At 68.2% G+C, this 26513-nt stretch carries 20 protein-coding genes; 10 read left to right on the forward strand and 10 right to left on the reverse strand.

The genetic code is table 11. The features are described 5' to 3' along the window. Positions 1 to 133 precede the first annotated feature (133 nt). Positions 134 to 2647, forward strand: coding sequence for a SpoIIE family protein phosphatase (locus tag AB0436_RS16040; protein ID WP_366468472.1), 2514 nt, complete (start codon positions 134 to 136; stop codon positions 2645 to 2647). 281 nt (positions 2648 to 2928) lie between these two features. Here AB0436_RS16040 and AB0436_RS16045 read toward each other — a convergent pair whose 3' ends face one another. Then, entirely contained in the window at positions 2929 to 3549 is a 621-nt protein-coding gene (locus tag AB0436_RS16045) for a hypothetical protein (RefSeq protein WP_366468473.1), read from the reverse strand. Positions 3550 to 3646: 97 nt separating this feature from the next. Between AB0436_RS16045 and AB0436_RS16050 the strand changes: the two genes are divergently transcribed. Next, the gene (locus AB0436_RS16050) at positions 3647 to 4714 is read left to right on the forward strand and encodes a hypothetical protein (RefSeq protein WP_366468474.1); all 1068 of its coding nucleotides are present in this window, start codon (positions 3647 to 3649) and stop codon (positions 4712 to 4714) included. On the opposite strand, the gene AB0436_RS16055 is transcribed toward AB0436_RS16050, so the two are convergent. From AB0436_RS16055 to AB0436_RS16070, 4 genes are all read right to left on the reverse strand, one after another. Beyond that, positions 4715 to 5485 carry a succinate dehydrogenase/fumarate reductase iron-sulfur subunit gene (locus tag AB0436_RS16055; protein WP_366468475.1) on the reverse strand — a complete coding sequence of 257 codons (771 nt, stop codon included), beginning with the start codon at positions 5483 to 5485 and terminating at the stop codon, positions 4715 to 4717. Beyond that, the gene (locus AB0436_RS16060; protein WP_366468476.1) at positions 5482 to 7419 is read right to left on the reverse strand and encodes a fumarate reductase/succinate dehydrogenase flavoprotein subunit; all 1938 of its coding nucleotides are present in this window, start codon (positions 7417 to 7419) and stop codon (positions 5482 to 5484) included. Before AB0436_RS16060 ends, AB0436_RS16055 begins: the two co-directional genes overlap by 4 nt. A 34-nt stretch (positions 7420 to 7453) precedes the next feature. Beyond that, positions 7454 to 8278 (reverse strand): hypothetical protein, encoded by an 825-nt coding sequence (locus AB0436_RS16065; protein WP_366468477.1) that lies wholly within the window; start codon positions 8276 to 8278, stop codon positions 7454 to 7456. 189 nt (positions 8279 to 8467) lie between these two features. Then, positions 8468 to 8764: a hypothetical protein gene (locus tag AB0436_RS16070; protein ID WP_366468478.1), complete on the reverse strand. Its 297-nt coding sequence runs from the start codon at positions 8762 to 8764 to the stop codon at positions 8468 to 8470. Between the two features lie 302 nt (positions 8765 to 9066). Here AB0436_RS16070 and AB0436_RS16075 point away from each other — a divergent pair, with 302 nt between their 5' ends. The 3 genes from AB0436_RS16075 to AB0436_RS16085 all read left to right on the forward strand — a co-directional run bounded on the left by AB0436_RS16075 (position 9067) and on the right by AB0436_RS16085 (position 14202). After that, the gene (locus tag AB0436_RS16075; RefSeq protein ID WP_366468479.1) at positions 9067 to 11232 is read left to right on the forward strand and encodes an ABC transporter family substrate-binding protein; all 2166 of its coding nucleotides are present in this window, start codon (positions 9067 to 9069) and stop codon (positions 11230 to 11232) included. Between the two features lie 203 nt (positions 11233 to 11435). Beyond that, positions 11436 to 13307: a translational GTPase TypA gene (gene typA, locus AB0436_RS16080; protein ID WP_366468480.1), complete on the forward strand. Its 1872-nt coding sequence runs from the start codon at positions 11436 to 11438 to the stop codon at positions 13305 to 13307. Positions 13308 to 13455: 148 nt separating this feature from the next. Then, positions 13456 to 14202, forward strand: coding sequence for a hypothetical protein (locus tag AB0436_RS16085; RefSeq protein ID WP_366468481.1), 747 nt, complete (start codon positions 13456 to 13458; stop codon positions 14200 to 14202). 74 nt (positions 14203 to 14276) lie between these two features. Here the strand turns inward: AB0436_RS16085 and AB0436_RS16090 are convergent, their stop codons facing one another. The 5 genes from AB0436_RS16090 to AB0436_RS16110 form a co-directional block, all read right to left on the reverse strand. Further along, the gene (locus AB0436_RS16090) at positions 14277 to 15296 is read right to left on the reverse strand and encodes a dipeptide ABC transporter ATP-binding protein (protein ID WP_366468482.1); all 1020 of its coding nucleotides are present in this window, start codon (positions 15294 to 15296) and stop codon (positions 14277 to 14279) included. Between the two features lie 23 nt (positions 15297 to 15319). Then, on the reverse strand, positions 15320 to 16357 hold the full coding sequence (locus AB0436_RS16095) for an ABC transporter ATP-binding protein (protein ID WP_366468483.1): 1038 nt from the start codon (positions 16355 to 16357) through the stop codon (positions 15320 to 15322). A gap of 58 nt (positions 16358 to 16415) precedes the next feature. Then, entirely contained in the window at positions 16416 to 17396 is a 981-nt protein-coding gene (locus AB0436_RS16100; RefSeq protein WP_366468484.1) for an ABC transporter permease, read from the reverse strand. A 107-nt stretch (positions 17397 to 17503) separates the two neighbouring features. Continuing rightward, the gene (locus AB0436_RS16105) at positions 17504 to 19273 is read right to left on the reverse strand and encodes an ABC transporter substrate-binding protein (protein ID WP_366468485.1); all 1770 of its coding nucleotides are present in this window, start codon (positions 19271 to 19273) and stop codon (positions 17504 to 17506) included. A 76-nt stretch (positions 19274 to 19349) separates the two neighbouring features. Further along, positions 19350 to 20384: an ABC transporter permease gene (locus AB0436_RS16110; RefSeq protein WP_366468486.1), complete on the reverse strand. Its 1035-nt coding sequence runs from the start codon at positions 20382 to 20384 to the stop codon at positions 19350 to 19352. A 369-nt stretch (positions 20385 to 20753) separates the two neighbouring features. Here AB0436_RS16110 and AB0436_RS16115 point away from each other — a divergent pair, with 369 nt between their 5' ends. From AB0436_RS16115 to AB0436_RS16135, 5 genes are all read left to right on the forward strand, one after another. Next, the gene (locus AB0436_RS16115; RefSeq protein ID WP_366468487.1) at positions 20754 to 22391 is read left to right on the forward strand and encodes an ABC transporter substrate-binding protein; all 1638 of its coding nucleotides are present in this window, start codon (positions 20754 to 20756) and stop codon (positions 22389 to 22391) included. A gap of 77 nt (positions 22392 to 22468) precedes the next feature. Continuing rightward, positions 22469 to 23392: an ABC transporter permease gene (locus AB0436_RS16120; RefSeq protein ID WP_366468488.1), complete on the forward strand. Its 924-nt coding sequence runs from the start codon at positions 22469 to 22471 to the stop codon at positions 23390 to 23392. Then, positions 23385 to 24353, forward strand: coding sequence for an ABC transporter permease (locus AB0436_RS16125; protein WP_366468489.1), 969 nt, complete (start codon positions 23385 to 23387; stop codon positions 24351 to 24353). The genes AB0436_RS16120 and AB0436_RS16125 overlap by 8 nt, the downstream gene beginning before the upstream one ends. A 12-nt stretch (positions 24354 to 24365) precedes the next feature. Continuing rightward, positions 24366 to 25343 (forward strand): ABC transporter ATP-binding protein, encoded by a 978-nt coding sequence (locus tag AB0436_RS16130; RefSeq protein WP_366468490.1) that lies wholly within the window; start codon positions 24366 to 24368, stop codon positions 25341 to 25343. Continuing rightward, positions 25333 to 26472: a dipeptide ABC transporter ATP-binding protein gene (locus AB0436_RS16135; protein WP_366468491.1), complete on the forward strand. Its 1140-nt coding sequence runs from the start codon at positions 25333 to 25335 to the stop codon at positions 26470 to 26472. Before AB0436_RS16130 ends, AB0436_RS16135 begins: the two co-directional genes overlap by 11 nt. Positions 26473 to 26513 lie beyond the last annotated feature (41 nt).

Genomic DNA, 26513 nt, shown 5'->3' on the forward strand with positions numbered 1-26513 from the left:
CGGCAGTCTTGTCCGAAATCGACTGAGACCGTGCTGTGATCGTGAACGCCGTGCCGGTTGGGGCCGTAGTGCTGAATACTGCGGTAGCCACCTGGGCCGGTCCGGTGCGTGGTGAGCTGGAGGGGACGGTCGCGTGAGCGATATATCTGGTGCGACGGGCGATGTCGTATGGCAGAGCAGTCCGCCCGGCTCCATCTATGACTACATCAGAGTGGCCTCGTTCTCGATCGGCCCCGACGGGCTGGTGGAGCAGTGGAGCCGGCGGGCCGAGGAGCTCTTCGGCGTGCCTGCGCGCGAGGCCGTCGGCATGGACCCGGTCGAGGCGTTCCTGCCGCCGGAGCTGCGCGGAAGAAGCCACGGCAGAGTTTCCGAAATACTCGACGGCAAGGAGTGGACGGGCACCGTTCCGTTCCGGATGCCCGATCAGGACGGGGCCCACGGCCTCGCCGAGCTTTATGTGATGCCCAGCGAGACGGCGAGCGGTGAGCGCGCGGCGGTGTGCATCGTGGTCGACGTCAAGGTGCTGCGTCACATCGAGGCCGACCTCGCATCGTCACAGGCCATATTCGGCCAATCTCCTTTCGGCTTCCTGTTGTTCGGCACGGATCTCACGGTGCAGCGGGTCAACAGCCGCTTCGCCGCGATCTTCGGGGACGGCGTCAAGGCGCACCGCGGCCGTACGGTCCACGACTATCTCGCCCGCACCGAGGCCGACCGGATGACCGCAGCGCTCAAGCGGGTTCTGGAGACCGGCGAATCCGTCACCGACCTCCAACTCGTCGGATCGCCGCCGGGCGCCTCGGAACGCAGGCAGTGGTCGCTCAACCTCTACCGGGTCAACAGCGGATCGGGGCGCCCCATCGGCGTCGCGGGCCTGGGCACCGATGTCACCCGCCGTCACGTGCAGGCCCGCGAGGCGGCCAACGCCCGCCGTAACCTGGCCCTGCTGAACGAGGCGGGCGCCCGGATAGGGAACTCTCTCGACCTGGAGACCACCGCACGAGAACTCCTCGATGTGGCGGTGCCCGGCTTCTGCGACCTGGCGTCGGTGGACCTGTACCAAGGACTGCTCGAGGGCGACGAGTCCACGAAGGGCAGCGCCGACGGAAGCGCCGAGCTGCGCCGGGTGGCCTTCGCCAGCGCCGTCTCGGACATCCCGCTGCCGCGCACCGAGGACGCGCCGACGCTCGGCGCGGTCCACCGGTATGCCTTCCACTCGCCCTCCGCTGGAGCGCTGCGCACCGGAAAGGTGCAGTTGGTTCCGGGCGCCGACGGCAGTCCGGTCCGTTCCACGCTCGCCGTGCCGATGGTCGCCCACGACACGGTGGTCGGGTTGGTCCAGTTCTCCCGCACCAAGGGCAGCGAGCCCTTCGGGGAGCGGGACCGGGCCCTCGCGGTGGAACTCGCCGCCCGCGCCGCCGTCTGTATCGACAACGCGCGGCTCTACCGGCGCGAGCACGAACGCGCCCTGATCCTGCAGCGTTCGCTGCTGCCGCCCGGCGACCCCGAGGCGGCCGGACTCGACATCGCCTGCCGCTACCTGCCGGGCAATACGGCGACGGAGGTCGGCGGCGACTGGTTCGATGTCATCGAACTGCCCGGCCACCGGACCGCGCTGGTCGTCGGGGACGTCATGGGCCACGGACTGCGCGCCGCCGTCGCCATGGGTGAACTGCGCACTGCGGTACGGACGTTGGCACTTCTCGATCTGGAGCCGGCCGAAGTACTCGAAGCGCTCGACGAGATCGCCCGCGGTCTCGGCACGCCGAGCGGCACCCAGCAGGCATCACGCGCCGCCCACAAATCACGCGAGGCGGATCTCTCCGAGGTCTACCTGGCGACCGCCGTCTACGCGGTCTACGACCCGGTCACCCGGCGCTGTACCTTCGCCAACGCCGGCCATCTGCCGCCCGTCCTGGTCGAACCCGGCGAAGAGGCCCTGCTGCTGGACGTGCCGCCCGGGATGCCGCTCGGCGTCGGCGGCGAGCCCTTCGAGGAGGTCGAGATCGAGATCCCCGAGGGCGCGCTGCTGGCTCTCTACACCGACGGGCTCGTCGAATCCCGTGATCAGCCGCTCGACGAGGGCCTGCGTGCCTTCCGCGGCGCGCTCACCCACTCCGAGCGTCCGCTCGAAGACGTCTGCGACCATGTCCTCACCACCCTGGACACCGGCCACGGCGAGGACGACATCGCCCTCCTGATGGCCCGGATCCAAGGGCTGCCGGACGGCTCGGTCGGCGACTGGCGCCTGCCCCGCGAGCCACGCTCGGTGGGCCGGGCCCGCGAACTGGCCCGCGCCCAGCTGGTGTCATGGGACCTGGACGATCTGGTCGACACCACCGAACTCCTGGTCAGCGAGCTGGTCACCAACGCCCTGCGGTACGGCGAGGGCGAGATCAGGCTGCGGCTGCTGCTCGACCGCACCCTCGTCTGCGAGGTCTGGGACGCCGGACTGGTCCAACCCCGCAGGCGCCGGGCCCGTGACACCGACGAGGGTGGCCGCGGGCTGCAACTGGTCGGCATGCTCAGCGCGGCCTGGGGCTCCCGTCGCACCCCGCGCGGCAAGACCGTCTGGTTCGAACTGGCCCTCCCGGACGGAGCGCCGGCCGCCGAGCTGAGCGTGGAGCAGCTGCTGAGCATGTACTAGTGCCGTGACCGGCACCGGCCACCCGGGAGCGCATCACCACCGCTATCGCGATGCTCCTCGACCGCGGCGTACGAGCGGCGCACTCCGCGCGGGCGTCGAGCCCCGATGACGTCACCACCATGCTGGTCGGCGTTCTCCTCGCCACGGCGGCCGGCGCCGATCCGGGCCGGACGGCTGCTGGACCTCGTCGTCGACGCCCTGCGCTCCGGGGGCGAAGCGGTGGCAACGGGCGGGAGGTAGCACCGCACCTCCCGTTCACAGCTCCCGATCACAGCTCCCGATCACGGGTCCCGGTGCAGCGCCTCCGCGGCGAGGTGTTGTTCGGCCTCGGTGCAGAGCGCGACGATCTCGTCGAGCATCCGCCGCTCGGTGGTGTCGCTCTCCGGCGGGGCGTCGTCCAGCTGTTGGCGGATCCGGACGGCGGTGCTGAGCCGGTTGCCCGCGAAGGTCAGCGCCTCGGCGAACGGCACGGCGGCCTCCTGGCCGAACTGGGCGGTGACGACGGCGAGTTCCTCGGTGTTGCGGCGGATCGCCTGCTCCGTATCGGCCAGCAGTCGCCTCGCCTCGGAGTCCAGCCGATGCAACGGAGCCTGCGCCGGCTGCGTCGGTGCCCAGGTGCCGGTCCACCCCTGCTGCCGCCGGCTGCCGGCCGGCGTGGTCCTGGTCTCGGCGCGCCGCTTTCTGCGCGCGTAAGCGAAGATCGCCAGACCACCGGCCACCAGTACCACCAACAGGGGCACCAGCAGTGCACTGATCCCGGTGTCGGGGCCGCCGGCACCGGGTTCGGTGGCCGCGCGGGCGCCCGGAGCCGCCGCCAGCAGCACACCCGCCGTGGCGAGCGCGACCGCCGGAACGGGCGGCACGGCGGGGTACGGCCGGGCGGACAGGTCGGACGGCGTCACAGTGGGGAGCGTATGACCGTCCGCGGCCCGCCGCGACCGCAGCTCCGGCATCGCCTACGCTGTGGGGCCGGTACGGCGGAGCTCGTGGGGGGCATCGGTGCAGGCAGGGCGATTCGGGGCGTTCGTCGCACGTTTCAGACGTGTTCGGGTCCGCAGATGGCTGAAGTGGACGGCGCTCACGCTCGCCGTGCTGATCGTGGTCCCGATCCTCACCGCGGGCGTCGCGCTGCGGGTCAATGACGCCGGAGACTACCGGGACGGCACCCGCACCCGTGGCCGGGACGCGATCTGGCTCGGCCACGCCTGGGTCGACGGCCGTAAGAAGGCCGCCGACGTGGACGCCCTGGCGGTGCGGCTCAAGGGGACCGGGCTGCGCGACCTGTACGTCCACGCGGGCCCGCTGGAGCACAACGGCACCCTGCCCGCCGCCCGCTACGCCCGGGCGAAGTGGCTGATCGACGTGGTCCACCGCAAGGTGCCCGGCCTACGGGTGCAGGCCTGGCTCGGCGACAAGCTCGCCACCGAGAGTCCCGACGGCCTCGATCTCGACAGGGCCGCGTCGCGCAGCGCCATCGTGGTCTCGGCGCGGCAGATCATCGACACCGGCTTCGAGGGAGTGCATGTCGACCTGGAGCCGCTGCACTCCGGCGACCGCCACTACCTCGCGCTGCTGGACCGGCTGCGGAAGCTCACCAAGGACCGCGGGGTGCTGCTCTCGGTGGCTGCCCACCAGATCGACCCGCTGCCCGCCTTCCACACGGCCGCCGGGGCCCTCACGGGCCACCCCAAGTGGTGGTCGCAGCAGTTCTTCGGTGAGGTCGCCCGCCGGGTCGACCAGATCGCGGTGATGTCGTACGACACCGGGCTGCCGTTGCAGAGCCTGTACGGCGGCTACGTCGCCGAGCAGACCACCCTGGCCCTCGAGGTCACCCCCGCCACGACGGACCTGCTGATGGGGCTGCCCTTCTACCACGAGACGCGACCGGGCCACATCGGGTCCGCCGAGACCGTCGCGGCGGCGGTCCGCGGCGTCCGGCTGGCGCTCGGCCGCGAGGACCCCGACCGGGCACACTTCGGGGTCGCGCTCTACGTCGACTTCGCCGCCACGGAGACCGACTGGACGTCCTACCGGAAGGGCTGGAACCGAGTGGTCACCGCCGGGTGATTACTTCCCGCGCCGTCCGATCCTGTTCCCCAGCCAAACCAGCGGATCGTACTTCCGGTCGGCTGCCCGTTCCTTCAGCGGGATCAGCGCATTGTCGGTGATCTTGATGTTCTCGGGGCAGACCTCCGTACAGCACTTGGTGATGTTGCAGTAGCCAAGACCGTGCTCGTCCTGCGCACTGCGCTTCCGGTCGAGGCCCGTCTCGGCGGCCGCGTCCAGCGGGTGCATGTCCAGCTCGGCGATCCGCATCAGGAAGCGCGGCCCGGCGAAGGCCGCCTTGTTCTCCTCGTGGTCGCGCACCACATGGCAGGTGTCCTGGCACAGGAAACACTCGATGCACTTGCGGAACTCCTGGGGACGCTCCACATCGATCTGCTGCATCCGGTACTCGCCGGGCCGCACACCCTCCGGCGGTACGAAGGAGGGCACCTCGCGCGCCTTGGTGTAGTTGAAGGACACATCGGTCACCAGGTCCCTGACCACGGGGAAGGCCCGCAGCGGGGTCACCGTGATGGTGTCCGCGCGGTCGAAGACCGACATCCGGGTCATGCACATCAGCCGGGGCCGGCCGTTGATCTCCGCGCTGCAGGAGCCGCACTTGCCGGCCTTGCAGTTCCAGCGCACCGCCAGATCGGACGCCTGGGTGGCCTGGATGCGGTGGATGATGTCGAGCACCACCTCTCCGTCGTTCACCTCGACGGCGTAGTCCTCCAGGTCCCCGCCGTCGGTGTCCCCGCGCCAGACCCTGAACTTGGCTTCGTACGAACTCAACTCTGGAGCTCCTCTTCGGCGAGGTACTTGACCAGCTCTTCCTTCTCGAAGAGGTCAAGCAGGTCCTGACGGATCGGCACGGTGTTCTGCCTGACAAGGGTGATCCGACCGCGCGCCGGGTCGTCGGTCGCCGGGTCCGCCGGGGGCTCGGCGAGCCGGCACAGCAGGTTGACACCGCGCCAGCTGCGCTCCATGGCCGGACAGTCCTCGCGGGTGTGGCCGCCACGGCTCTCGGTCCGCTCCAGCGCGGCGCGCGCGATGCACTCGCTGACCAGCAGCATGTTCCGCAGGTCGAGCGCGAGGTGCCAGCCGGGATTGAACTGCCGGTGTCCCTCGACGCCGGCCCGCCCGGCTCGGACGCGCAGCGCGGCCAGCCGTTCGAGGGCCTCCTCCATCTCGCCCTGGCGGCGGATGATGCCGACCAGATCGTTCATGGTCTGCTGGAGCTCCTGGTGCAGGGTGTACGGATTCTCCGGCAGCTCCCCGTCCGTGGGGTCCGCCGCCTTGAAGGGCCGCAGTGCCTCGGCCGCCGCCGCGGCGAGCTGGGTCGCGTCGATCGACGGACGGGCGCCGGCCGCGGTCTCCCGCGCCGCGTGCTGGGCCGCGTGCAGCCCGGCCCGGCGGCCGAAGACCAGCAGGTCGGAGAGGGAGTTTCCGCCGAGCCGGTTCGAGCCGTGCATGCCGCCCGCGACCTCACCTGCCGCGTAGAGACCGGGCACCGCGAGGGCGGCCGCGGTGTCGGACTCCACCGCGATGCCGCCCATGACGTAATGGCAGGTGGGGCCGACCTCCATGGCCTCGGCGGTGATGTCGACGTCGGCCAGCTCTCTGAACTGGTGGTACATCGAGGGCAGCCGGCGCTTGATCACCTCGGCGGACATCCGGGTCGACACATCGAGGTATACGCCGCCGTGCGGGGAGCCGCGCCCCGCCTTCACCTCGGAGTTGATGGCGCGGGCCACCTCGTCGCGCGGCAGCAGTTCGGGCGGGCGCCGGTTCTCGTCCGGGGACTCGTACCAGCGGTCGCCCTCCTCCTCGGACTCGGCGTACTGCTCCTTGAACACGTCCGGCACGTAGTCGAACATGAAGCGTTTGCCCTCGCTGTTGCGCAGCACCCCGCCGTCCCCGCGCACCGACTCGGTGACCAGCAGCCCCTTCACCGAGGGCGGCCAGATCATGCCGGTCGGGTGGAACTGCACGAACTCCATGTTGAGCAGCGGCGCCCCCGCGAGCAGGGCGAGCGCGTGACCGTCGCCGGTGTACTCCCAGGAGTTCGACGTCACCTTGAAGGACTTGCCGATGCCGCCGGTGGCGAGGACCACGCTGGGTGCCTCGAGGACGAAGAAACGGCCGGACTCGCGTTCGTAGCAGAAGGTGCCGGCGACCTTCTCGCCCTCCTTGAGCACCCGGGTGACCGTGCACTCCTGGAAGACCTTCAACCGGGCCTCGTAGTCGCCGAACTCCCGTTCGTCCTCCTGCTGGAGCGAGACGATCTTCTGCTGGAGGGTGCGGATCAGCTCCAGGCCGGTGCGGTCGCCGACGTGCGCCAGGCGCGGGTACTCGTGGCCGCCGAAGTTGCGCTGGGAGATCTTCCCCTCGGGCGTCCGGTCGAAGAGCGCCCCCCAGGTCTCTAGCTCCCAGACCCGGTCGGGCGCCTCCTGGGCGTGCAGCTCCGCCATCCGCCACTGGTTGAGGAACTTGCCGCCGCGCAGCGTGTCGCGGAAGTGCACCTGCCAGTTGTCGCCGGAGTTCACATTGCCCATGGAGGCGGCGATACCGCCCTCGGCCATCACCGTGTGCGCCTTGCCGAAGAGCGACTTGCAGATCACGGCGGTGCGGGCGCCCTGTTCGCGGGCCGCGATCGCGGCCCGCAGCCCGGCACCGCCCGCGCCCACCACTACGACGTCCCACTGCTGCGGGTCGAGCTGTGTCATGCAGAGCCCCTGCTCATCAGAACCATCAGAACCATCAGAAGAACCGCGGATCGTCGAAGACGCCGGACGCGACCAGATAGACGTAGAAGTCGGCGACCCCGACGCTGATCAACGACGCCCAGGCGAGCTGCATGTGACGGGCGTTCAGTTTGCCGACCCACCCCCACAGCCGATAGCGGACCGGGTGTTTGGAGAAGTGTTTGAGGCGGCCACCGACGATGTGCCGGCAGGAGTGGCACGAGATGGTGTATGCCCAGATCAGCGCGATGTTGATCAGGAAGACCAGGGAGCCGAGCCCCATATGGCCCCACCGGTAGTGCGTGTCGCGGAAGGAGAGCACGGTGTCGTACGTCAGGACCCCGGCGACGAGCACCGCCGCGTAGAAGAAGTACCGGTGGATGTTCTGCAGGATCAGCGGGAAACGGGTCTCACCGCTGTACTTCCGGTGCGGTTCGGCGACGGCGCAGGCCGGTGGGGACGCCCAGAAACCCCGGTAGTAGGCCTTGCGGTAGTAGTAGCAGGTCACCCGGAAACCCAGCGGGAAGATCAGCACCAGCAGCGCGGGGGAGATCGCCCACCAGCTGCCGAAGAGGTCCCAGTTGGGGCCGTGCCGCATGGTCTCGCAGTTGTTCGCGAGACAGGGGGAGTAGAACGGCGACACATAGGGCGCCGAGTAGTAGTCGGTGTTCGCGAAGGCCCGCCAGGTCGAGTAGACGACGAAGGCGAGCAGCCCGGCGGCGGTGACGGCCGGTGCCAGCCACCAGCGGTCGGTGCGCAGGTGCCGGGCGCTGATGGCGGCGCGCGAGGCGTCGTGCACGCCCGTGTCCAGCCGGGGCTGTGGTTCCGTGCCAGTTGCCAACGGGGACTCCAGTCGAAGTCGGAGGCGAGGCGCTCGACGCCGACGCGCCCCGCGCCGGACGTGCACGTGCCTCAGGGTGCGCCCGGCACCGGACGGTCTCCCGACGTCGGGCGCCGGACGACGTCAGGTGCTGCTCGGCGTCAGGTGCGCTGTGCTGTCAGAAGCGCTGTGGTGTCAGGTGCGCCGGGGTCAGGGGGCGTGCCGGTCGCGGGCGCCGATGCCCTCATCGTCCATGTCCTCGGCCGACGACCACAGCTTGCTGTCGTACGGCGTGTCGGGGATGGACACCAGCTCGGGGCCGATCCGGGCGTGGGCCGCGGGTACGGCTTCCCGCAGCAGTGCCAGGCTCTCCCGCAGATGGGCGGCGTCGGTGCGGACCCGCCGTATCTCGAGACCACTGCCGAGCTGTTGCTCCAGCGCGCCCAGCGAGCGGGCCAGATCGTCCAGAGACCGTTGTACGGCTGTCAAATCGTCCTGCAGAGTCATGACTTGCCTCACTTCCGCTGGTGCGGACGGCAAACGATCGTGCGTCGGAGAGTCTTGCGCCTCACATCCCCGCTTGTGAAGGGTGATGCACCGGATTCCCGGCGCGCGGGGCTCCGTACGCCCCCCATTGCGCCGCACGGGTGGGGTTCGGGCGGCGCACCGACGTGTCTCCCACGGACCAGGCGAAGCCTCCACTTCAGTGAAGGGGTCATACGTGTGATCAAAATCAAATGCCACCATACCCGAAGATTCTCGTTCATTCCCTACCGGAGTGGACGGAGTCCGCCCCGGAGGTATCAGCCATGTCCCACGTCGGCGTTTCACACGGGAGAGCAAAGCGGCGCAGCGTCGCGCTCCTCGCCACCGGTGTACTGGCGCTGCCCGTGCTGGCGGGCTGCGGCGGGAGCAACGACCACGGAGGCAACGCGGCAGCGACCGCCCCCGACATCGCCACGGCGGCGCGGCAGCTGGTCGCGGACGGCGGCACCATGCACTGGGCCGTCGACACGATGCCCGTCACGCTGAACACCTTCCAGGCCGATGCCGACGCGTCGACCGCACGCATCGCGGGCGCGGTGCTGCCCGCCCTCTTCACCCTCGACTCCTCGGGCCGTCCGCAGCGCAACGCCGACTACCTCGAGTCGGCGGACGTGATCAAGACCGAGCCGAAGCAGGTGGTCCGCTACCGGATCAACCAGAAGGCGGTCTGGAGCAACGGCCGAGAGATCGGCGCCCCCGACTTCGTCGCCCAGTGGCGTGCGCTGAGCGGCAAGGACTCCGGGTACTGGACCGCACGCAACGCCGGATACGACAGGATCGAGAAGATCGAGAAGGGCAAGGACGACCTGGAGGTCGAGGTCACCTTCGACAAGCCCTACGCCGACTGGCGTTCTCTCTTCTCCCCGCTGTATCCGAAGGAGGTCACGGGCACCCCCGCGTCCTTCAACGAGGGGGCCCGGAAGAAGCTCGCCGCCACGGCCGGCCCGTTCACCATCAAGTCGACGGACCGGGATGCCGGAGAGGTGACCCTGGTGCGCAATCCGCACTGGTGGGGAGACCGGGCCAAGCTCGACTCGCTGGTGCTGGACGCCGTATCCACCGGCGAGCGCACCACGGCGCTCGCCGCGGGCAAGCTCGACCTGGCGGAAGTCGACGTCCCGGTCGCCCGGCGGATCGCGCTGGCCGTCAAGGACGGGAACGGCCTGCAACCGCTGACGCACGGCCCCGGCAGCGACGTGAAGCCGGCCGACGCCATCATTTCCTGGGCCGTGGCCCACGGCGCCGACGGCCCCAAGGCGGCGGCAGCCGCGAGCAAGGCCCGCAAGCAGACGCAGCAGGCCCGCAAGGACTATGCCGAGCAGCAGAAGGCCCTGAGCGGCTACACGCTCCGCAAGTCCCTGGAGCCCGCCTACACCCAGCTCGCCATGAACGGCAGCTCCGGCCCGCTCGCCGATCAGCGGGTACGCCGGGCGGTCGCCAGGGCGCTGGACCGCCAGGAGATCGTGAACGAGGTACTGAAGCCGCTCGGCCTGCCCGCGAAGCCGCCCGGGAGCCACCTCGCGCTGGCGGGCCAGCGGGACTACAAGGACAACAGCGGCGCCGTCGGAGGCCATGACACCGCGAAGGCCCTGGCCCTGCTGGCCGACGCCGGCTGGACGGCCGAGGGCGCCCGGGAGACCACCGAGAAGAGCAAGGCCGGAAGCAAGGCCGACTCGGAGAAGGCCAAGAAGGCCGAGAAGGCGGCAAAGGAGAGGGCCGACAAGGAGAGGGCAGATAAGGAGAAGGCCGCCAAGGCGGCCAAATCCCCGGCGGACGACTCGAAGGCCGGCAGCGCGTCCGGGGACCAGAAGCACCAGGTGGCGGGCGCCTATGCGCCTACAGGCACCCAGGCCCCGGCGGCCGCGGCCGCAGCGCCGGCTGTCGTCGGAAAGAAGGGCAAACCGCTCAGTCTGCGTTTCGTGCTACCCACCGGCCCCGGGTCGGAGCAGCTGAACGCCGTCGGCGCCCAGATCACGCAGATGCTGGACGCCGTGGGGATCCGTACCGAGGTCATCAAGGTCGACGGAGCCGGCTACTTCAAGGACCACATCGCGTCCGGCGACTACGACCTGGGTCTCTACTCCTGGCCCGCCACCGCCTACCCGGCCACCGACGCCCGCCCGATCTACGCCAAGCCGGGGGTGGCCTCCGACGGATCGCTGCTGGTCGACCAGAACTACACCCGGGTCGGTACGGACCGTATCGACCAGCTCTTCGACCGTGCGGCCGGCGAGCTGGACCAGGGGACGGCCCGTGACCTGGTCGAACAGGCGGACGCCCGCATCTGGGCCGCCGCAGGATCGATCCCTCTCTACCAGCGTCCGGAGCTGGTGGCCGCGAAGCCGGCCGTCGCCAATGCCGGAGCGTTCGGTTTCGCGACGCCCCGCTACCAGGACATCGGCTTCCTGAAGTCCGCCAAGAAGTCCTGAACGAGAAAATCCTGACCGAGAAAACCCTGAGCAACAAGCAGCTCGATGGCCTTGCCCGCCGACCCCTCGGCGGGCAAGTTCGTGCCCGGGAAGCCCCGGACGCGGCGGCCCCGTACCATGGGACTAGCCGTGGCGCGTCCGCCCGGCGGGCGTACCAAGGACAGACGCCGCATCCCACGAGCTGAGAGAAGCGCAAGCCACCCATGCCCACGCGCCACGACATCCGTAACGTAGCCATCGTCGCCCACGTCGACCACGGCAAGACCACCCTGGTCGACGCCATGCTCAGGCAGGCCGGCGCCTTCGCCGCGCACGCCGCCGAGCACCTCGACGACCGGATGATGGACTCGAACGACCTGGAGCGTGAGAAGGGCATCACGATCCTGGCCAAGAACACGGCCGTGAAGTACCACCCGAAAGATGGCGGCGACGTCATCACCATCAACATCATCGACACCCCGGGCCACGCCGACTTCGGCGGCGAGGTCGAGCGTGGTCTGTCGATGGTGGACGCGGTGGTTCTCCTCGTCGACGCCTCCGAGGGACCGCTGCCGCAGACCCGCTTCGTGCTCCGCAAGGCACTGGACGCCAAGCTGCCGGTCATCCTCTGCGTGAACAAGACGGACCGCCCGGACTCCCGGATCGACGAGATCGTCAACGAGACGTACGACCTCTTCCTGGATCTGGACGCCGACGAGGACCAGATCGAGTTCCCGATCGTCTACGCCTGCGCCCGCGACGGCGTCGCCTCGCTGACCAAGCCCGAGGACGGCACCGTCCCGCAGGACAGCGACAACCTGGAGCCGTTCTTCTCCACGATCCTCTCCAGCGTCCCGGCGCCGGAGTACGACGCGGACGCCCCGCTGCAGGCGCACGTCACCAACCTCGACGCGGACAACTTCCTCGGTCGTATCGCGCTCTGCCGCGTCGAGCAGGGCGAGCTGAAGAAGGGGCAGACGGTCACCTGGATCAAGCGTGACGGCACGATGTCCAACGTCCGGATCACCGAGCTGCTGATGACCGAGGCACTCACCCGCAAGCCGGCCGAGAAGGCCGGCCCCGGTGACATCTGCGCCATCGCCGGCATCCCGGACATCATGATCGGCGAGACACTGGCCGACACCGAGAACCCGATCGCGCTGCCGCTGATCACCGTCGACGAGCCGGCCATCTCGATGACCATTGGCACCAACACCTCGCCGCTGGTCGGCAAGGGCGGCAAGGGCCACAAGGTCACCGCGCGCCAGGTGAAGGACCGCCTGGACCGCGAGCTGATCGGTAACGTCTCGCTCCGCGTGCTGGACACCGAGCGCCCCGACACCTGGGAGGTCCAGGGCCGTGGCGAGCTGGCGCTCGCCATCCTGGTCGAGACCATGCGCCGGGAGGGCTTCGAGCTCACCGTCGGCAAGCCCGAGGTCGTCACCAAGCAGATCGACGGCAAGACGCACGAGCCGATCGAGCGCATGACCATCGACTCGCCCGAGGAGCACCTCGGCGCCATCACCCAGCTGATGGCGACCCGCAAGGGCCGTATGGAGACCATGACGAATCACGGCTCCGGCTGGGTCCGCATGGAGTGGATCGTGCCGTCCCGAGGCCTCATCGGTTTCCGTACGGAGTTCCTCACCCAGACCCGCGGCACCGGCATCGCGCACTCCATCTTCGAGGGCCACGAGCCGTGGTTCGGCGAGCTGCGCACCCGCCACAACGGCTCGCTGGTCGCCGACCGTTCGGGTTCGGTCACGCCGTTCGCGATGGTCAACCTGCAGGAGCGCGGTGTCATCTTCACCGAGGCAGGCACCGAGGTGTACGAAGGCATGATCATCGGTGAGAACTCGCGCGCCGACGACATGGACGTGAACATCACCAAGGAGAAGAAGCTCACCAACATGCGTGCGGCCTCCGCCGACACCACCGAGAACGTGGTGCCGGCCAGGAAGCTTTCGCTGGAGCAGTCGCTGGAGTTCTGCCGCGACGACGAGTGCATCGAGGTCACCCCGGAGACCGTGCGTATCCGCAAGGTCGTGCTGGACCAGAAGGAGCGTGGCCGCAGCGCCTCGCGCGCCAAGCGCTGACACCCGGCGCCCGTCAGTACAACGGCCCGGCCGCACCGATTCGGTGCGGCCGGGCCGTCGCGTTGCCGAAGCGGGCGGCCCCTCGTAGCGGTGCACCATGAAACACAAAGCTGTTGCGGGGCACGGGCCGGGCCTGTTCAGTGGCCCGATGGACGATGGCATCGATGACCGCAGGGCGCGCGCCGTAGCACGGGCGGTCGAGGCGGCCCGTAACAACGCCGAGTGGTGCGACACGTTGTGCCGTACGCACGGGGTGCAGGGCGCCTTCTCGGCCGCCTTCTGGGCGAGCGCCGTGCGGACCCCGCCGCTCTACCCGGACGCCGTGACGCTGGTTCCCGGCGCGTCGGCGGCCGGTGTGCTCGCCGGGATCGACACCGCGGCGCCCGGATGCACCGTCAAGGACAGCTTCGCCGAACTGGACCTGTCGGCGGCCGGTTTCGAGGTGCTCTTCGACGCCGAGTGGATCCACCGCCCGGCCGAGCTGCCCGCACCGGCCGGTCCGGCGGGTGTGTGCTGGGCGGTGGTCCGTGCGGCCCAGGAGCTGGCGGAGTGGGAGCGGGCGTGGGGCGGCGGGGCCGACGAACTCTTCCGGGCCGGACTGCTCGGCGACGCTTCCACCCTCGTGCTGGCAGGCCGACGCGGCGGCCGGGTCGTCGCCGGAGCGGTGCTGACCCTTGGTGACGCCGTGGTCGGCGTCTCCAACCTCTTCGCCGCTGACGGGGATCTGGACGCCGCCTGGGCGGGCTGTCTGTCGGAGGTGGCGCGCCACCGGCCGGACGCCCCGGTCGTCGGTTACGAACACGGCCCGGACCTGGCGGCGGCACTCCGCCTCGGATTCACCGCGGCGGGCCCGCTGCGGGTCTGGCTGCACACCGGCCGTCCGGGGCGTGCGTGACGCCGGGGAGGTGGAACGGCTGCGCCGGGGCCGCGCCCCGCAGAGGGGGGAGCGGCCCCGGCGCACGGACCGGATCAGACCACAGGCGTGGGCTCTTCGGGGAAGTGGCAGGCGGTGAGGTGGCCGTCCTTGCTGTCCGAGAGCCGGACCAGCGGGGGCTCCTCGGTGGCGCACTTCTCCGTGGCCTTCCAGCAGCGCGTACGGAAACGGCAGCCGGACGGGGGGTTGAGCGGCGAGGGGACGTCGCCGACGAGGCGGATGCGGTTGTCCTCCTTCTCGGTGCCCTCCTCGGAGACCGTGGCCTCGGGGACGGCCGAGAGCAGCGCCCGCGTGTAGGGGTGGCGCGGGGCCTTGTAGAGGGTCTCGCGGTCGGCCACTTCGACGATCTTGCCGAGATACATGACGGCCACGCGGTGCGAGAAGTGCCGCACGATCGCGAGGTCGTGGGCGATGAAGAGGAACGAGATGCCCAGATCGCGCTGGAGTCCCTGCAGCAGGTTGACGACCTGGGCCTGGATGGAGACGTCGAGGGCGGAGACCGGCTCGTCGGCGACGATCAGCTTCGGTTCCAGCGCGAGGGCGCGGGCCACCCCGATGCGCTGCCGCTGACCGCCGGAGAACTCGTGCGGGAAGCGGTTGTAGTGCTCGGGGTTGAGGCCGACGATCTCCAGGAGCTCCCGGATGCGGTGTTCCCGGCCGCCCTTGGGGTTGATGTTGTTGATCTCCATCGGGCCGCCGACGATCTTGCCGACGGTCTGACGGGGGTTGAGCGAGGAGTACGGGTCCTGGAAGATCATCTGGATCTCGGAGCGGACCGGCGCCAGCTGCGTGCGGGAAGCGTGCGTGATGTCCTTGCCCTGGTACGTGATCCGGCCCGCGGTCGGCTCCATCAGGCGGGTGATCAGCCGTCCGGTGGTCGACTTGCCGCAGCCGGACTCGCCCACCAGGCCGAGTGATTCGCCGGCGTTGACGGTGAAGTCGAGGCCGTCGACGGCCTGGACGTCCGCGACCTTGCGCTTGAAGGGGAAGCCGCCCATCACCGGGAAGTACTTGGTGAGGCCGGTGACTTCGAGCAGGGGGGTAGGGGTGGTCATGTTGGTTTCCCTTTGGCTCTGGGTCAGCTCAGCCGGGGCTGGATCTGGTGGGCGAAGAGGTCCTTCTGCTGTTCCGCGCTGAGATGGCACGCGGAACCGCGGCCGTCGGCGAGTTCGAGCGGCGGCCGGTCGACGGAGCAGCGTCCGCCCTCGACCTGGTCCTTGAACGTGCAGCGGGGGTGGAAGCGGCAGCCCGTCGGCGGGTTGAGCATGCTGGGCGGCGATCCCGGGATCGGCATCAACGGTACGTCGAGCGGCCCGGTCAGGCTCGGCATCGAACCGAGCAGCCCCCAGGTGTACGGGTGCTGGGGCGCCCTGAGCACCTCGCGCTTGGTGCCCCGCTCCACGCAGCGGCCGCCGTACATCACCAGCACGTCGTCGGCGATGTCGGCGATGACGCCGAGGTCGTGCGTGATGAAGACGATCGCGGTGCCGAACTCCTGCTGCAGGTCCTTGAGCAGGTCCATGATCTGGGCCTGGACGGTGACGTCCAGCGCGGTCGTCGGCTCGTCGGCGATCAGCAGCTCCGGGTCGCAGACCAACGACATCGCGATCATCGCGCGCTGCCGCATCCCGCCGGAGAACTGGTGCGGGTAGTCGTCCACCCGCATGTTCGGCTGCGGGATGCCCACCCGGGTGAGCATCTCGATGGCCCGCTTCCGGGCCTCCTGCTTGGAGGCACCGGTGTGCTTCCGGTAGGTCTCGCTGATCTGCTGGCCGACGGTGTGGTACGGCGACAGCGAGGCCAGCGCGTCCTGGAAGATCATCGCCATCTTGTTGCCGCGCAGCCGCTCCAGGTCCCGCTCCCTGGCGCCGAGCAGCTCCTTGCCGTCCAGCATGATCTCGCCGGTGATCTCGGTGCGGTCGGGGTCGTGCAGTCCCAGGATGGTCAGGTTGGTGACCGACTTGCCCGAGCCGGACTCGCCGACGATGCCGAGGGTCTTGCCCTTCTCCACATCGAAGGAGAGGCCGTCGACGGCTTTGACGACGCCGTCCTCGGTCGAGAAGTGGACGTGCAGATCCCTGACGGAGAGGAAGGCTTGCTGATCGGTGCTCGTCACGAGGACGCTCCAGGAAGTGTTGCGGAGTGAGGGAATGGGGCGGAGGGGCAGGAGCGGGTCAGGCGAGTCGGATCCGCGGGTCGATGAGGCCGTAGACGGCGTCGACGAAGATGTTGAAGAAGACGATCGCCGCGGCCGCCACGAGGGTGACGCCCAGCAGCATGGGCAGGTCGCTGGTGTCGACGGACTGCACGGCGAGCCGGCCGATCCCCTGGATGCTGAAGGTCTGTTCGGTGATGATCGCACCGCCGATCAGGACACCCAGGTCGATGCCGAAGATGGTGACGATCGGCCCCATGGCGCCGCGCCAGGCGAAGCGGAAGAAGACCGAACTCCGGGACAGGCCCTTGGCGCGCGCCGTCCGGACGTAGTCCTCGCTCAGTTGCTCGACCAGTTGGGAGCGGGTCATACGGGTGTAGTTGGCGGTGAAGATGATCGACAGCACCAGCCACGGCAGCAGCAGACCGGACGCCCACTGCACCGGGTCCTGCGTCAGCGGCGTGTAAGAGGGCTGGTCGAGCAGGCCCAGCTGCTGGACCAGGACGAACATCGCGATGTAGCCGACGAAGTAGATCTGCAGCGAGGAGCCGAGCAGCGAGACGGAGCTGGCGATCTTGTCGAGCGCCTTGCCCTGCTTGACGGCGGCGAGCATGCCCGCGCCGATGCCGATCACCAGGAAGAAGACGGCCGAGCCCAGCGCGAGCGAGATCGTCAGCGGCAGCCGGTCCATGATCGTGCCGAGGACGGGCTGGCGGTTGGTGAAGGAGTAACCGAGGCAGGGGGCCGGGCAGTGGCCGTAGTTCCCGTAGTCACGGCCCATGAAGATGCCGACCAGCCAGTGCCAGTACTGGACCGGCATCGGGTCGGCGATCCCCAGGTTCTGCTTGATCTGGGCGAGCAGCTCGGGGGTGCAGGTCTTGCCGCAGGCCATGCGTGCGGGGTCACGCGGGATGGCGTAGAAGAGGTAGAAGGTGATGGCGCTGATGATCAGCAGGATGACGATAGCGCCGGTCACGCGGCGGAAAAGAAATCGGTACATGGGGTCGTGACTTTCCGGGTGGGGCGCCGTCGCCGAGGTGTAGGGAGCGGGGAAGGGCCGGATACGGGGGTGGGTGACCGGTCGGATCACCCACCCCCGGAGCGGACTTACGCCATGGCGTAGACCTTGCTGATCGAGATGCCGGTGTTGCCGGAGTCGTAGACCATGCCGCCGACCTTGGAGCCGTGGAAGTAGTTACGGATCGGCCAGTAGTCAGGAACGACAGCGGCCAGTTCCATGATCTGACGGTCGATCGCGCCCCAGGCCTTGTTGGCCGCGTCCGGGTCGGCGACCTTGGCTGCGGCGTCGATCGCCTTGTTGACGCCGGTGTTGTTCAGCTGCGGCCAGTTGGACGCGCCGTTGGCGATCACGCGGCCGTCGAAGGTCGGCTGGAGCGCGGTGTAGCCGCCCGGCCAGTCGGCGGACCAGCCGGCCCCGAACATGTCGTACGTGTTGTCGAGCTGGGCGATCTGGGTGTAGAAGGTCGACTTGTCGACCTGCTTGGTCACCGGGGTGAAGCCCGCCTTGGTGAGCGCGTTCTTGATCGCGACGGCCTGCTTGACCTGGATGTCGGACTGCTGGAAGGCGATGACGACCTTCTGGCCGAGCTTGCCGGCCTCCTTGAGGAGCGCCTTGGCCTTGGCCGGGTCGCCGCCCGGCTTCTTCTTCTTGCCGTAGAGGTCGAAGTCCGTGTGACCCGGGGTGAGCGGGCTGATGATCGTGGTGGCGATCTCGGAGGTGGCGGTGCCACCACGGATCAGCTGGCACTGCTGCGACGGCCACGCGTAGTTGAGCGCCTGGCGGACCTTGACGTCCTTGATACGCGTGGTGTTGATCGCGTAGTAGTAGGTCGCCGCGTCCAGGTGCGTCACCACGCGCTTCTTCAGCGTCGCGTTGCCCAGCACGTTCTGGATGCGCTCGGGCGCGACCTCGTTGAGCAGCGACAGCGTGTGCTGGTCGTTGCCCTTGTCCGCGATGTAGCGGTCGGTCGAAGCCAGCGACTGGAAGCCGTACTGGAACTTGAACTGGTCCGGGTACGCGCTGCGGATCGGGTCCGTCTTGGGGTCCCAGTGCGGGTTGCGCGAGCACACCATCGACTTGCCGATCGAACGGCTGTCGATCTTGTACGGGCCGCAGGAGAACGGCTTCTTGTCGTAGTCCTCCTTGGTGTCGTGCTTCTTGGGCACCAGGGAGAAGGCACGCATGCTCAGCGTGAAGTTGAAGTCGGTACGGGGCGTGTTGAGGTGGAAGGTGACGGTGTTGCCGGAGGTCTCGATGGAGTCGAGGTGCTTGCCCTCATAGGGACCCTTGTACTTCTCGCCGCCGGCCAGCCACTGCTGGGGGTAACGCGGGCCGTACGTGATGAATTTGGCGAAGAGCCGCTCGAAGGTGTGCTTGACGTCATCGATCGTGACGTCGGAGCCGTCCTCCCACTTGCAGCCGTCCTTCAGGGTGAAGGACCAGGTCTTCCCGGCGTCCTTCATCGTGCCGGTGTCGGTGGCGAGGTCACCCACCAGCTTGGTGGTGCCGTCGTCGGTGACCTGGAAGCCGACCAGGCCGCGCATGAAGAGCGGAGTGATCCAGCCCTCGTAGCTCGACCAGATCTGCGCGGGGTCCAGGTGGTCGCAGTCGATCTGGTCCATCGTGTAGATCGTGCCGCCCTTGACCGCGCCCGCGGTGGCGGGGGCGGGGCCGGTCGAGTCGGCCTTGGTGCCGACCGCGATCGTGGTGGCCTTGCTGCCGCTGACGTGCGGGGCGTCACTCTTGCCGCTGCCGCTGCCGCCGCCCGCGTTGCCGCTGCTGCACGCGCTGAGAACGGAGGAGCTCGCGGCCACCACACCAGTGGCGATCAGGAAGTTTCTGCGGGAGAAAGACATGGCGTATCGGTCCTTGGGATCGGTGGACGAGGCAGGTGTGCGGGACGTCGGACGACGGTGGTGCTGGCCGGCCTGCTCAGCGCTTCGACTTGGGGTCGAGCGCGTCGCGTACCGAGTCGCCGAGCAGGTTGAAGGCGAGTACGAAGACGACCATGGTGATGCCCGGGAAGAGCATGAAGGTGATGTCGTCCGTGTAGAAGGACGAACCGCGCGCGATCATCACGCCCCAGTCGGGGGTCGGGTCGATCATGCCGACACCGAGGAACGCGAGGCCCGCCTCGGCCGTCACCATGGCGGGCAGCGCAAGCGTGGACTGGATCAGGATCGGCGTCCAGAGGTTGGGCAGCAGTTCCTTGAAGATGATCCGGGCAGGCGACGCACCGGTCACCTTCGCGGCCTCCACGAACTCTCTCTCCCGCAGTGCCAGTACCTGACCCCGCAGCAGACGTGCCAACGACGCCCAGCCGAAACCTGCCAGCACGAGGATCAGCGAGATGGCCCGCAGCGAGGTCGGGATGTCGTCGTCCGGAGCGACGAAGAGCCCGTAGACCACCGGCATGAAGGCGATGAAGAACAGCGTCGACGGGAACGACAGCAGGATGTCGATGAGCCGGCCGATGAAGTAGTCGGTCTTGCCGCCCAGATAACCGGCCGTGATGCCGACGACCACCCCGACGACTGTCAGGAGGATGGTGATCGCCGCGGCGATCAGCAGCGAGGTGCGGATGCTGTACAGCAGGAACGTGAAGACGTCCCGGCCCAGCTGGGGCTCGATGCCGAACCAGAAGTCGCTGCTGATGCCGCCGTTGGGCTTCACCGGATAGCCGAAGCCGTTGAGGAGCCCGGGAGTGTTCTGACCGTACGTGTCGTACGGGTTCTTCCCGTAGAGCTTCGCGATCAGGGGCGCGGCGAGGGCGATCACAAAGAAGAACACGACGATATAGGCGGATACGACGCCCGTCTTGTCGCGCCTGAATCGCCGCCAGGCCAGTTGGCTCGGGCTCCGGGCGTCGGTGCCCTTGTTAGGGCTCTCGGGTTGCCGGGACTCCTCAACGATGCCGATGGAAGTGGTGTCCACCGGAATGCTGGAAGCCGGGGATGGCGTGGTCATCAAACTCCTGTCCCCGTACGGAAAGCAATGTCCTCCGGGCAGGAGGAGCTAAGGGGGTTCGAACGGACCCAATCAATCGAGTTGACAACGGTCAATGCGCGTAGCAAGTCCACACCTGGTCTTTAGGTTCTTGGTTCAAAAATGGTGTGATGTTGTTGTCAGGTTAGTTGACACGCTAAATTTATTTCCGTCTAAGAGTAGTAAAACGGACGCACGTGTCCGGTCAAAGGTGTGTCCCTTTCGTTATGCGGGGCATCCGGGCGGTTCTGGTGACGGATGGACACAGATGGCCGCAATGAGAGTGCATTGGCATCGGTATGAGGTGATATTGGGCTCAAAGTACGACCTGGTACCTAGAGGAGGCACTCCATGCGCGGAGCCACACACGCCAAGTGGGCCGCTTGCGCGGTCGTTGTCGCTCTCGCGGCGACGGCCTGCGGAGGCGGCGGGGACAGTGGCAGCGGCGGTGGTGGCAAGGGCGGTGGAGTCCTCAGTTCCTCGTGGGGAGACCCGCAGAACCCGCTGGAGCCCGCGAACACCAACGAGGTGCAGGGGGGCAAGGTCCTGGACATGGTGTTCCGGGAGCTCAAGAAGTACGACCCGAAGACCGGCAAGGCCACGAACATGCTGGCCCAGAAGATCGAGACCAAGGACTCGGTCAACTTCAAGGTCACCATCAAGAGCGGCTGGACGTTCAGCAACGGCGAGAAGGTCACCGCCAAGTCCTTCGTGGACGCCTGGAACTACGGCGCCGACCTGAAGAACAACCAGAAGGACGCCTACTTCTTCGGGTACATCGACGGATACGACAAGGTCCACCCGGACAAGGGCAGCGCCACGGCCCAGAAGCTGTCCGGGCTGAAGGTCATCAACGACCGGACCTTCACCATCAAGCTCAACCAGAAGTTCTCGACCTTCCCGGACACCCTCGGGTACGCCGCCTTCGCGCCGCTGCCCACCGCGTTCTTCACCCACCACGATGCCTGGCTGAAGAAGCCGATCGGCAACGGCCCGTACACCATCCAGTCGTACACCAGGGGCTCGAAGATGAGCCTGCGTAAGTGGGACAAGTACCCGGGACCCGACAAGGCGCAGAACGGCGGGGTCGACCTCAAGGTCTACACCGACAACAACACCGCCTACACCGACCTGACGGCGGGCAACCTCGACCTGGTCGACGACGTCCCGGCCGCTCAGCTCAAGAACGTCAAGTCCGACCTGAACGGCCGGTACCTGAACACCCCGGCCGGCATCATCCAGACGCTGTCCTTCCCCTTCTACCGCCCGGAGTGGAGCAGCGCGAAGGCGAAGAAGGTCCGGATCGGCCTGTCCATGGCGATCAACCGGGCGCAGATCACCAAAACCATCTTCCAGAACACCCGCACCCCGGCCACCGACTGGACCTCCCCGGTCCTCGGTGCGGCCGGCGGTTACAAGGCCGGCCTGTGCGGCGCCTCCTGCAAGTACAACCCCACCGAGGCCAAGAAGCTGATCAAGGAGGGCGGCGGCCTGCCCCACGGCCAGATCTCGATCGCGTACAACGCGGACACCGGCTCGCACAAGGAGTGGGTCGACGCCGTCTGCAACAGCATCAACAACGCCCTCGGCAACGACAAGGCGTGCGTCGGCAAGCCGGTCGGCACCTTCGCCGACTTCCGCAACCAGATCACCCAGAAGAAGATGACGAGCCTCTTCCGGGCTGGCTGGCAGATGGACTACCCGCTCATCCAGAACTTCCTGCAGCCGCTGTACTACACGAACGCCTCGTCCAACGACGGGCACTGGAGCAACAAGAAGTTCGACAGCCTGGTCGACAAGGCCAACGCCGAGAGCGACACCGCCACCGCCGTCAAGACCTTCCAGGACGCCGAGAAGGTGCTCAGGGACGAGATGGGCGCCATCCCGCTCTGGTACCAGAACGGCAGCGCGGGCTACTCGGACCGGATCACCAACGTCGCGCTCAACCCGTTCAGCGTCCCGGTCTACAACGAGATCAAGGTCAAGTGACGCCGGAAGGGGCATAGGGCCCGGCGCTCCGAGCGCCCGGCCCCGGCACCTTCCATCGACGACCCCGGGAGCCCTTCATGGGACGTTATGTGATCAGGCGTCTGCTGCAGATGATCCCGGTCTTCATCGGTGCCACGCTGTTGATCTTCCTGATGGTGAACGTGATGGGCGACCCCGTCGCGGGACTCTGCGGGGAACGTGCGTGCGACCCGGCCACCGCCGCGCAGCTGCGCAAGGAGTTCGGGCTCGACAAGCCGGTGTGGCAGCAATACGCCACCTACATGGGCAACCTCTTCACCGGCGACTTCGGTACCGCGTTCAACGGTCAGAAGGTCACCGAGCTGATGGGCAGCGCCTTCCCGGTCACCATCCGGCTCACCATCGTGGCGATCATCTTCGAGATCATCATCGGCATCGCGCTCGGTGTGATCACCGGACTCAACCGCGGACGCTCCATCGACACCACCGTCCTGCTGCTCACCCTGATCGTCATCTCGGTCCCCACCTTCGTCACCGGCCTGCTGGCCCAGCTGCTGTTCGGGGTGAAGTGGGCGGTCATCAAACCCGCGGTCTCACCGGAGGCCCCGATCGACGAGCTGATCCTGCCCGGACTGGTGCTGGCCTCCGTGTCGCTGGCCTACGTGACCCGGCTGACCCGGACGTCGATCGCGGAGAACAAACGCGCCGACTACGTGCGCACGGCGGTGGCCAAGGGACTGCCGAAACACCGCATCATCGTCCGGCATCTGCTGCGCAACTCGCTCATCCCCGTGGTGACCTTCATCGGTACCGACATCGGCGCACTCATGGGCGGCGCCATCGTCACCGAGCGGATCTTCAACATCCACGGCGTGGGCTACCAGCTCTACCAGGGCATCGTCCGCCAGAACAGCCAGACCGTCGTCGGCTTCGTCACCATCCTGGTCATCGTCTTCCTGGTGGCGAACCTCGTCGTCGACCTTCTCTACGCCGTTCTCGACCCGAGGATCCGGTATGCCTGAGTCGCAGAATCCCAACGAAGCGATCGCCGCCGCCGGTGCCGGGGGCGGCACCGACCTCGCGATGAGCGAGGGCGCCGCATTGGAGCGCGGACCCGGTGGCGGCGGGCCCGACGACCGGGCGCGCAGTCTCTGGTCCGACGCGTGGCGCGACCTGCGCCGCAACCCGATCTTCATCATCTCGGCGCTGATCATCCTGTTCCTGGTGGTGATCTCGATCTGGCCCTCGCTGATCGCCAGCCAGAACCCGCTCGCCTGCGATCTCGGCAAAGCGCAGGAGGGTTCCCAGCCCGGACACCCCTTCGGTTTCACCGGCCAGGGCTGTGACGTCTACACCCGTACGGTCTACGGCGCCCGGCAGTCGGTGACGGTCGGCGTCTGCGCCACCGTCGGAGTGGCCGTCATCGGCAGCATCCTGGGCGGGCTCGCCGGGTTCTTCGGCGGCGCGGGGGACGCGATCCTCTCCCGGATCACCGACATCTTCTTCGGCATCCCGGTGGTCCTCGGCGGTCTGGTGCTGCTGTCCGTCGTCACCAGCAGCACGGTCTGGCCGGTGGTCGGTTTCATGGTGCTGCTGGGATGGCCGCAGATCGCCCGTATCGCGCGCGGTTCGGTCATCACCGCCAAACAGAACGACTACGTCCAGGCGGCGCGGGCCCTGGGCGCCTCCAACTCCCGGATGCTGCTGCGCCACATCACACCGAACGCGGTGGCGCCGGTGATCGTGGTGGCGACCATCGCGCTCGGTACCTACATCTCGCTGGAGGCGACCCTCTCGTTCCTCGGGGTGGGGCTGAAACCGCCCACGGTCTCCTGGGGCATCGACCTCTCCGCCGCCTCCCCGTACATCCGCAACGCCCCGCACATGCTCCTCTGGCCGGCCGGTGCGCTGGCCATCACGGTGCTCGCCTTCATCATGCTCGGCGACGCGGTACGCGACGCCCTCGATCCCAAGCTGCGCTGAGGAGTACCGCCCATGTTGCTCGAAGTGCGCGACCTGCACGTGGAGTTCCACACCCGCGACGGGATCGCCAACGCCGTGAACGGTGTCGACTACACGGTGGACTCCGGTGAGACGCTCGCGGTGCTCGGTGAGTCCGGATCCGGCAAGTCGGTGACCGCCCAGGCGATCATGGGCATTCTCGATGTACCACCGGGCCACATCGCGGGCGGCGAGATCATTTTCCAGGGACAGGACCTGCTGAAGCTCAAGGAGGCGGACCGCCGGAAGGTCCGCGGCGCCAAGATGGCGATGATCTTCCAGGACGCGCTCTCCTCGCTCAATCCGGTGCTCAGCGTGGGTGAGCAGCTCGGCGAGATGTTCGTCGTCCACATGGGCATGTCCCGCAAGGACGCCAAGGCCAGGGCCGTCGAACTGATGGACACGGTGCGCATCCCGGCGGCCAAGGAACGCGTCAACCAGTTCCCGCACCAGTTCTCCGGCGGCATGCGCCAGCGCATCATGATCGCCATGGCGCTGGCCCTGGAGCCCGACCTGATCATCGCGGACGAGCCGACCACGGCCCTGGACGTGACGGTCCAGGCCCAGGTGATGGACCTGCTGGCGGAGCTGCAGCGGGAGTACAACATGGGGCTGATCCTGATCACCCACGACCTCGGCGTGGTCGCCGACGTGGCGGACAAGATCGCCGTGATGTACGCGGGGCGCATCGTCGAGACGTCCCCGGTCCATGAGATCTACAAGCGCCCCGCGCACCCCTACACCGAGGGCCTGCTCGCATCGATCCCGCGCCTGCACCAGAAGGGCCAGGAGCTCTACGCGATCAAGGGACTGCCTCCCAACCTGCTGCGCATCCCGCCCGGCTGCGCCTTCCACCCCCGCTGCCCGCGCGCCCGGGAGGTGTGCCACACCGATGTGCCACCGCTGTACGTGGTGAACGAGGAACGCCGCAGCGCCTGCCATTTCTGGAAGGAGACAATCGATGCGCAGTGAACACTCGGGGCACAAGCAGGCGCAGGAAGAGGGCGACGCGGCACGGGATCTGATGGCGAAGTCGCGGGCGGAGACCGCGTTCGCCGGCGGCGAGCACATCCTGGAGGTCCGCGACCTGGTCAAGCACTACCCGCTCACCCAGGGGATCCTGTTCAAGCGGAAGATCGGCGCGGTCAAGGCCGTCGACGGGGTCTCGTTCAAACTCAGCCAGGGCGAAACGCTCGGCATCGTGGGGGAGTCCGGCTGCGGGAAGTCGACGGTCGCCCGGCTCCTGGTCAACCTGGAGGCGCCGACGGCCGGCACCATCCGGTACAAGGGCGAGGACATCACCAAGCTCTCCGGGCGCGCGCTGAAGGCCGTACGCCGGAACATCCAGATGGTGTTCCAGGACCCCTACACCTCGCTCAACCCCCGGATGACGGTCGGCGACATCATCGGGGAGCCGTACGAGATCCACCCCGAGGTAGCCCCCAAGGGTGACCGGCGGCGCAAGGTCCAGGACCTGCTCGACGTCGTCGGGCTCAACCCGGAGTACATCAACCGCTACCCGCACCAGTTCTCCGGCGGCCAGCGCCAGCGCATCGGCATCGCCCGCGGTCTCGCACTCAACCCCGAGATCATCGTGGCCGACGAACCGGTCTCCGCGCTCGACGTGTCGGTGCAGGCGCAGGTCATCAACCTGCTCGACCGGCTGCAGAAGGAGTTCGACCTGGCGTACGTGTTCATCGCGCACGACCTGTCGATCGTGCGGCACATCTCCGACCGGGTCGGTGTGATGTATCTGGGACGGATCGTCGAGGTCGGCTCGGACGCCGAGATCTACGACCACCCGACGCACCCGTACACCCAGGCCCTGCTCTCCGCGGTTCCGGTGCCGGACCCGGAGGCCCGGGACCGGCGGGAGCGGATCATCCTGTCCGGCGATGTCCCCTCGCCCGCCGACCCGCCGTCCGGCTGCCGGTTCCGCACCCGCTGCTGGAAGGCGCAGGAGCGCTGCGCTCTGGAGGTCCCCGCACTGGCCGTCCCTGCCGTGTTCCGCGAGGTGCAGGGGCCGGTGCACCACGACTCGGCGTGCCACTTCGCCGAGGAGAAGCAGGTGGTGGCGCCGGGGACGAGCGAAGGTCACTGAAACGGAACACTGACCTCCGGCGGGCCCTTCGCACGGGTCTC

This window comes from Streptomyces sp. NPDC051322, assembly GCF_040689485.1.
GTDB lineage: Bacteria > Actinomycetota > Actinomycetes > Streptomycetales > Streptomycetaceae > Streptomyces.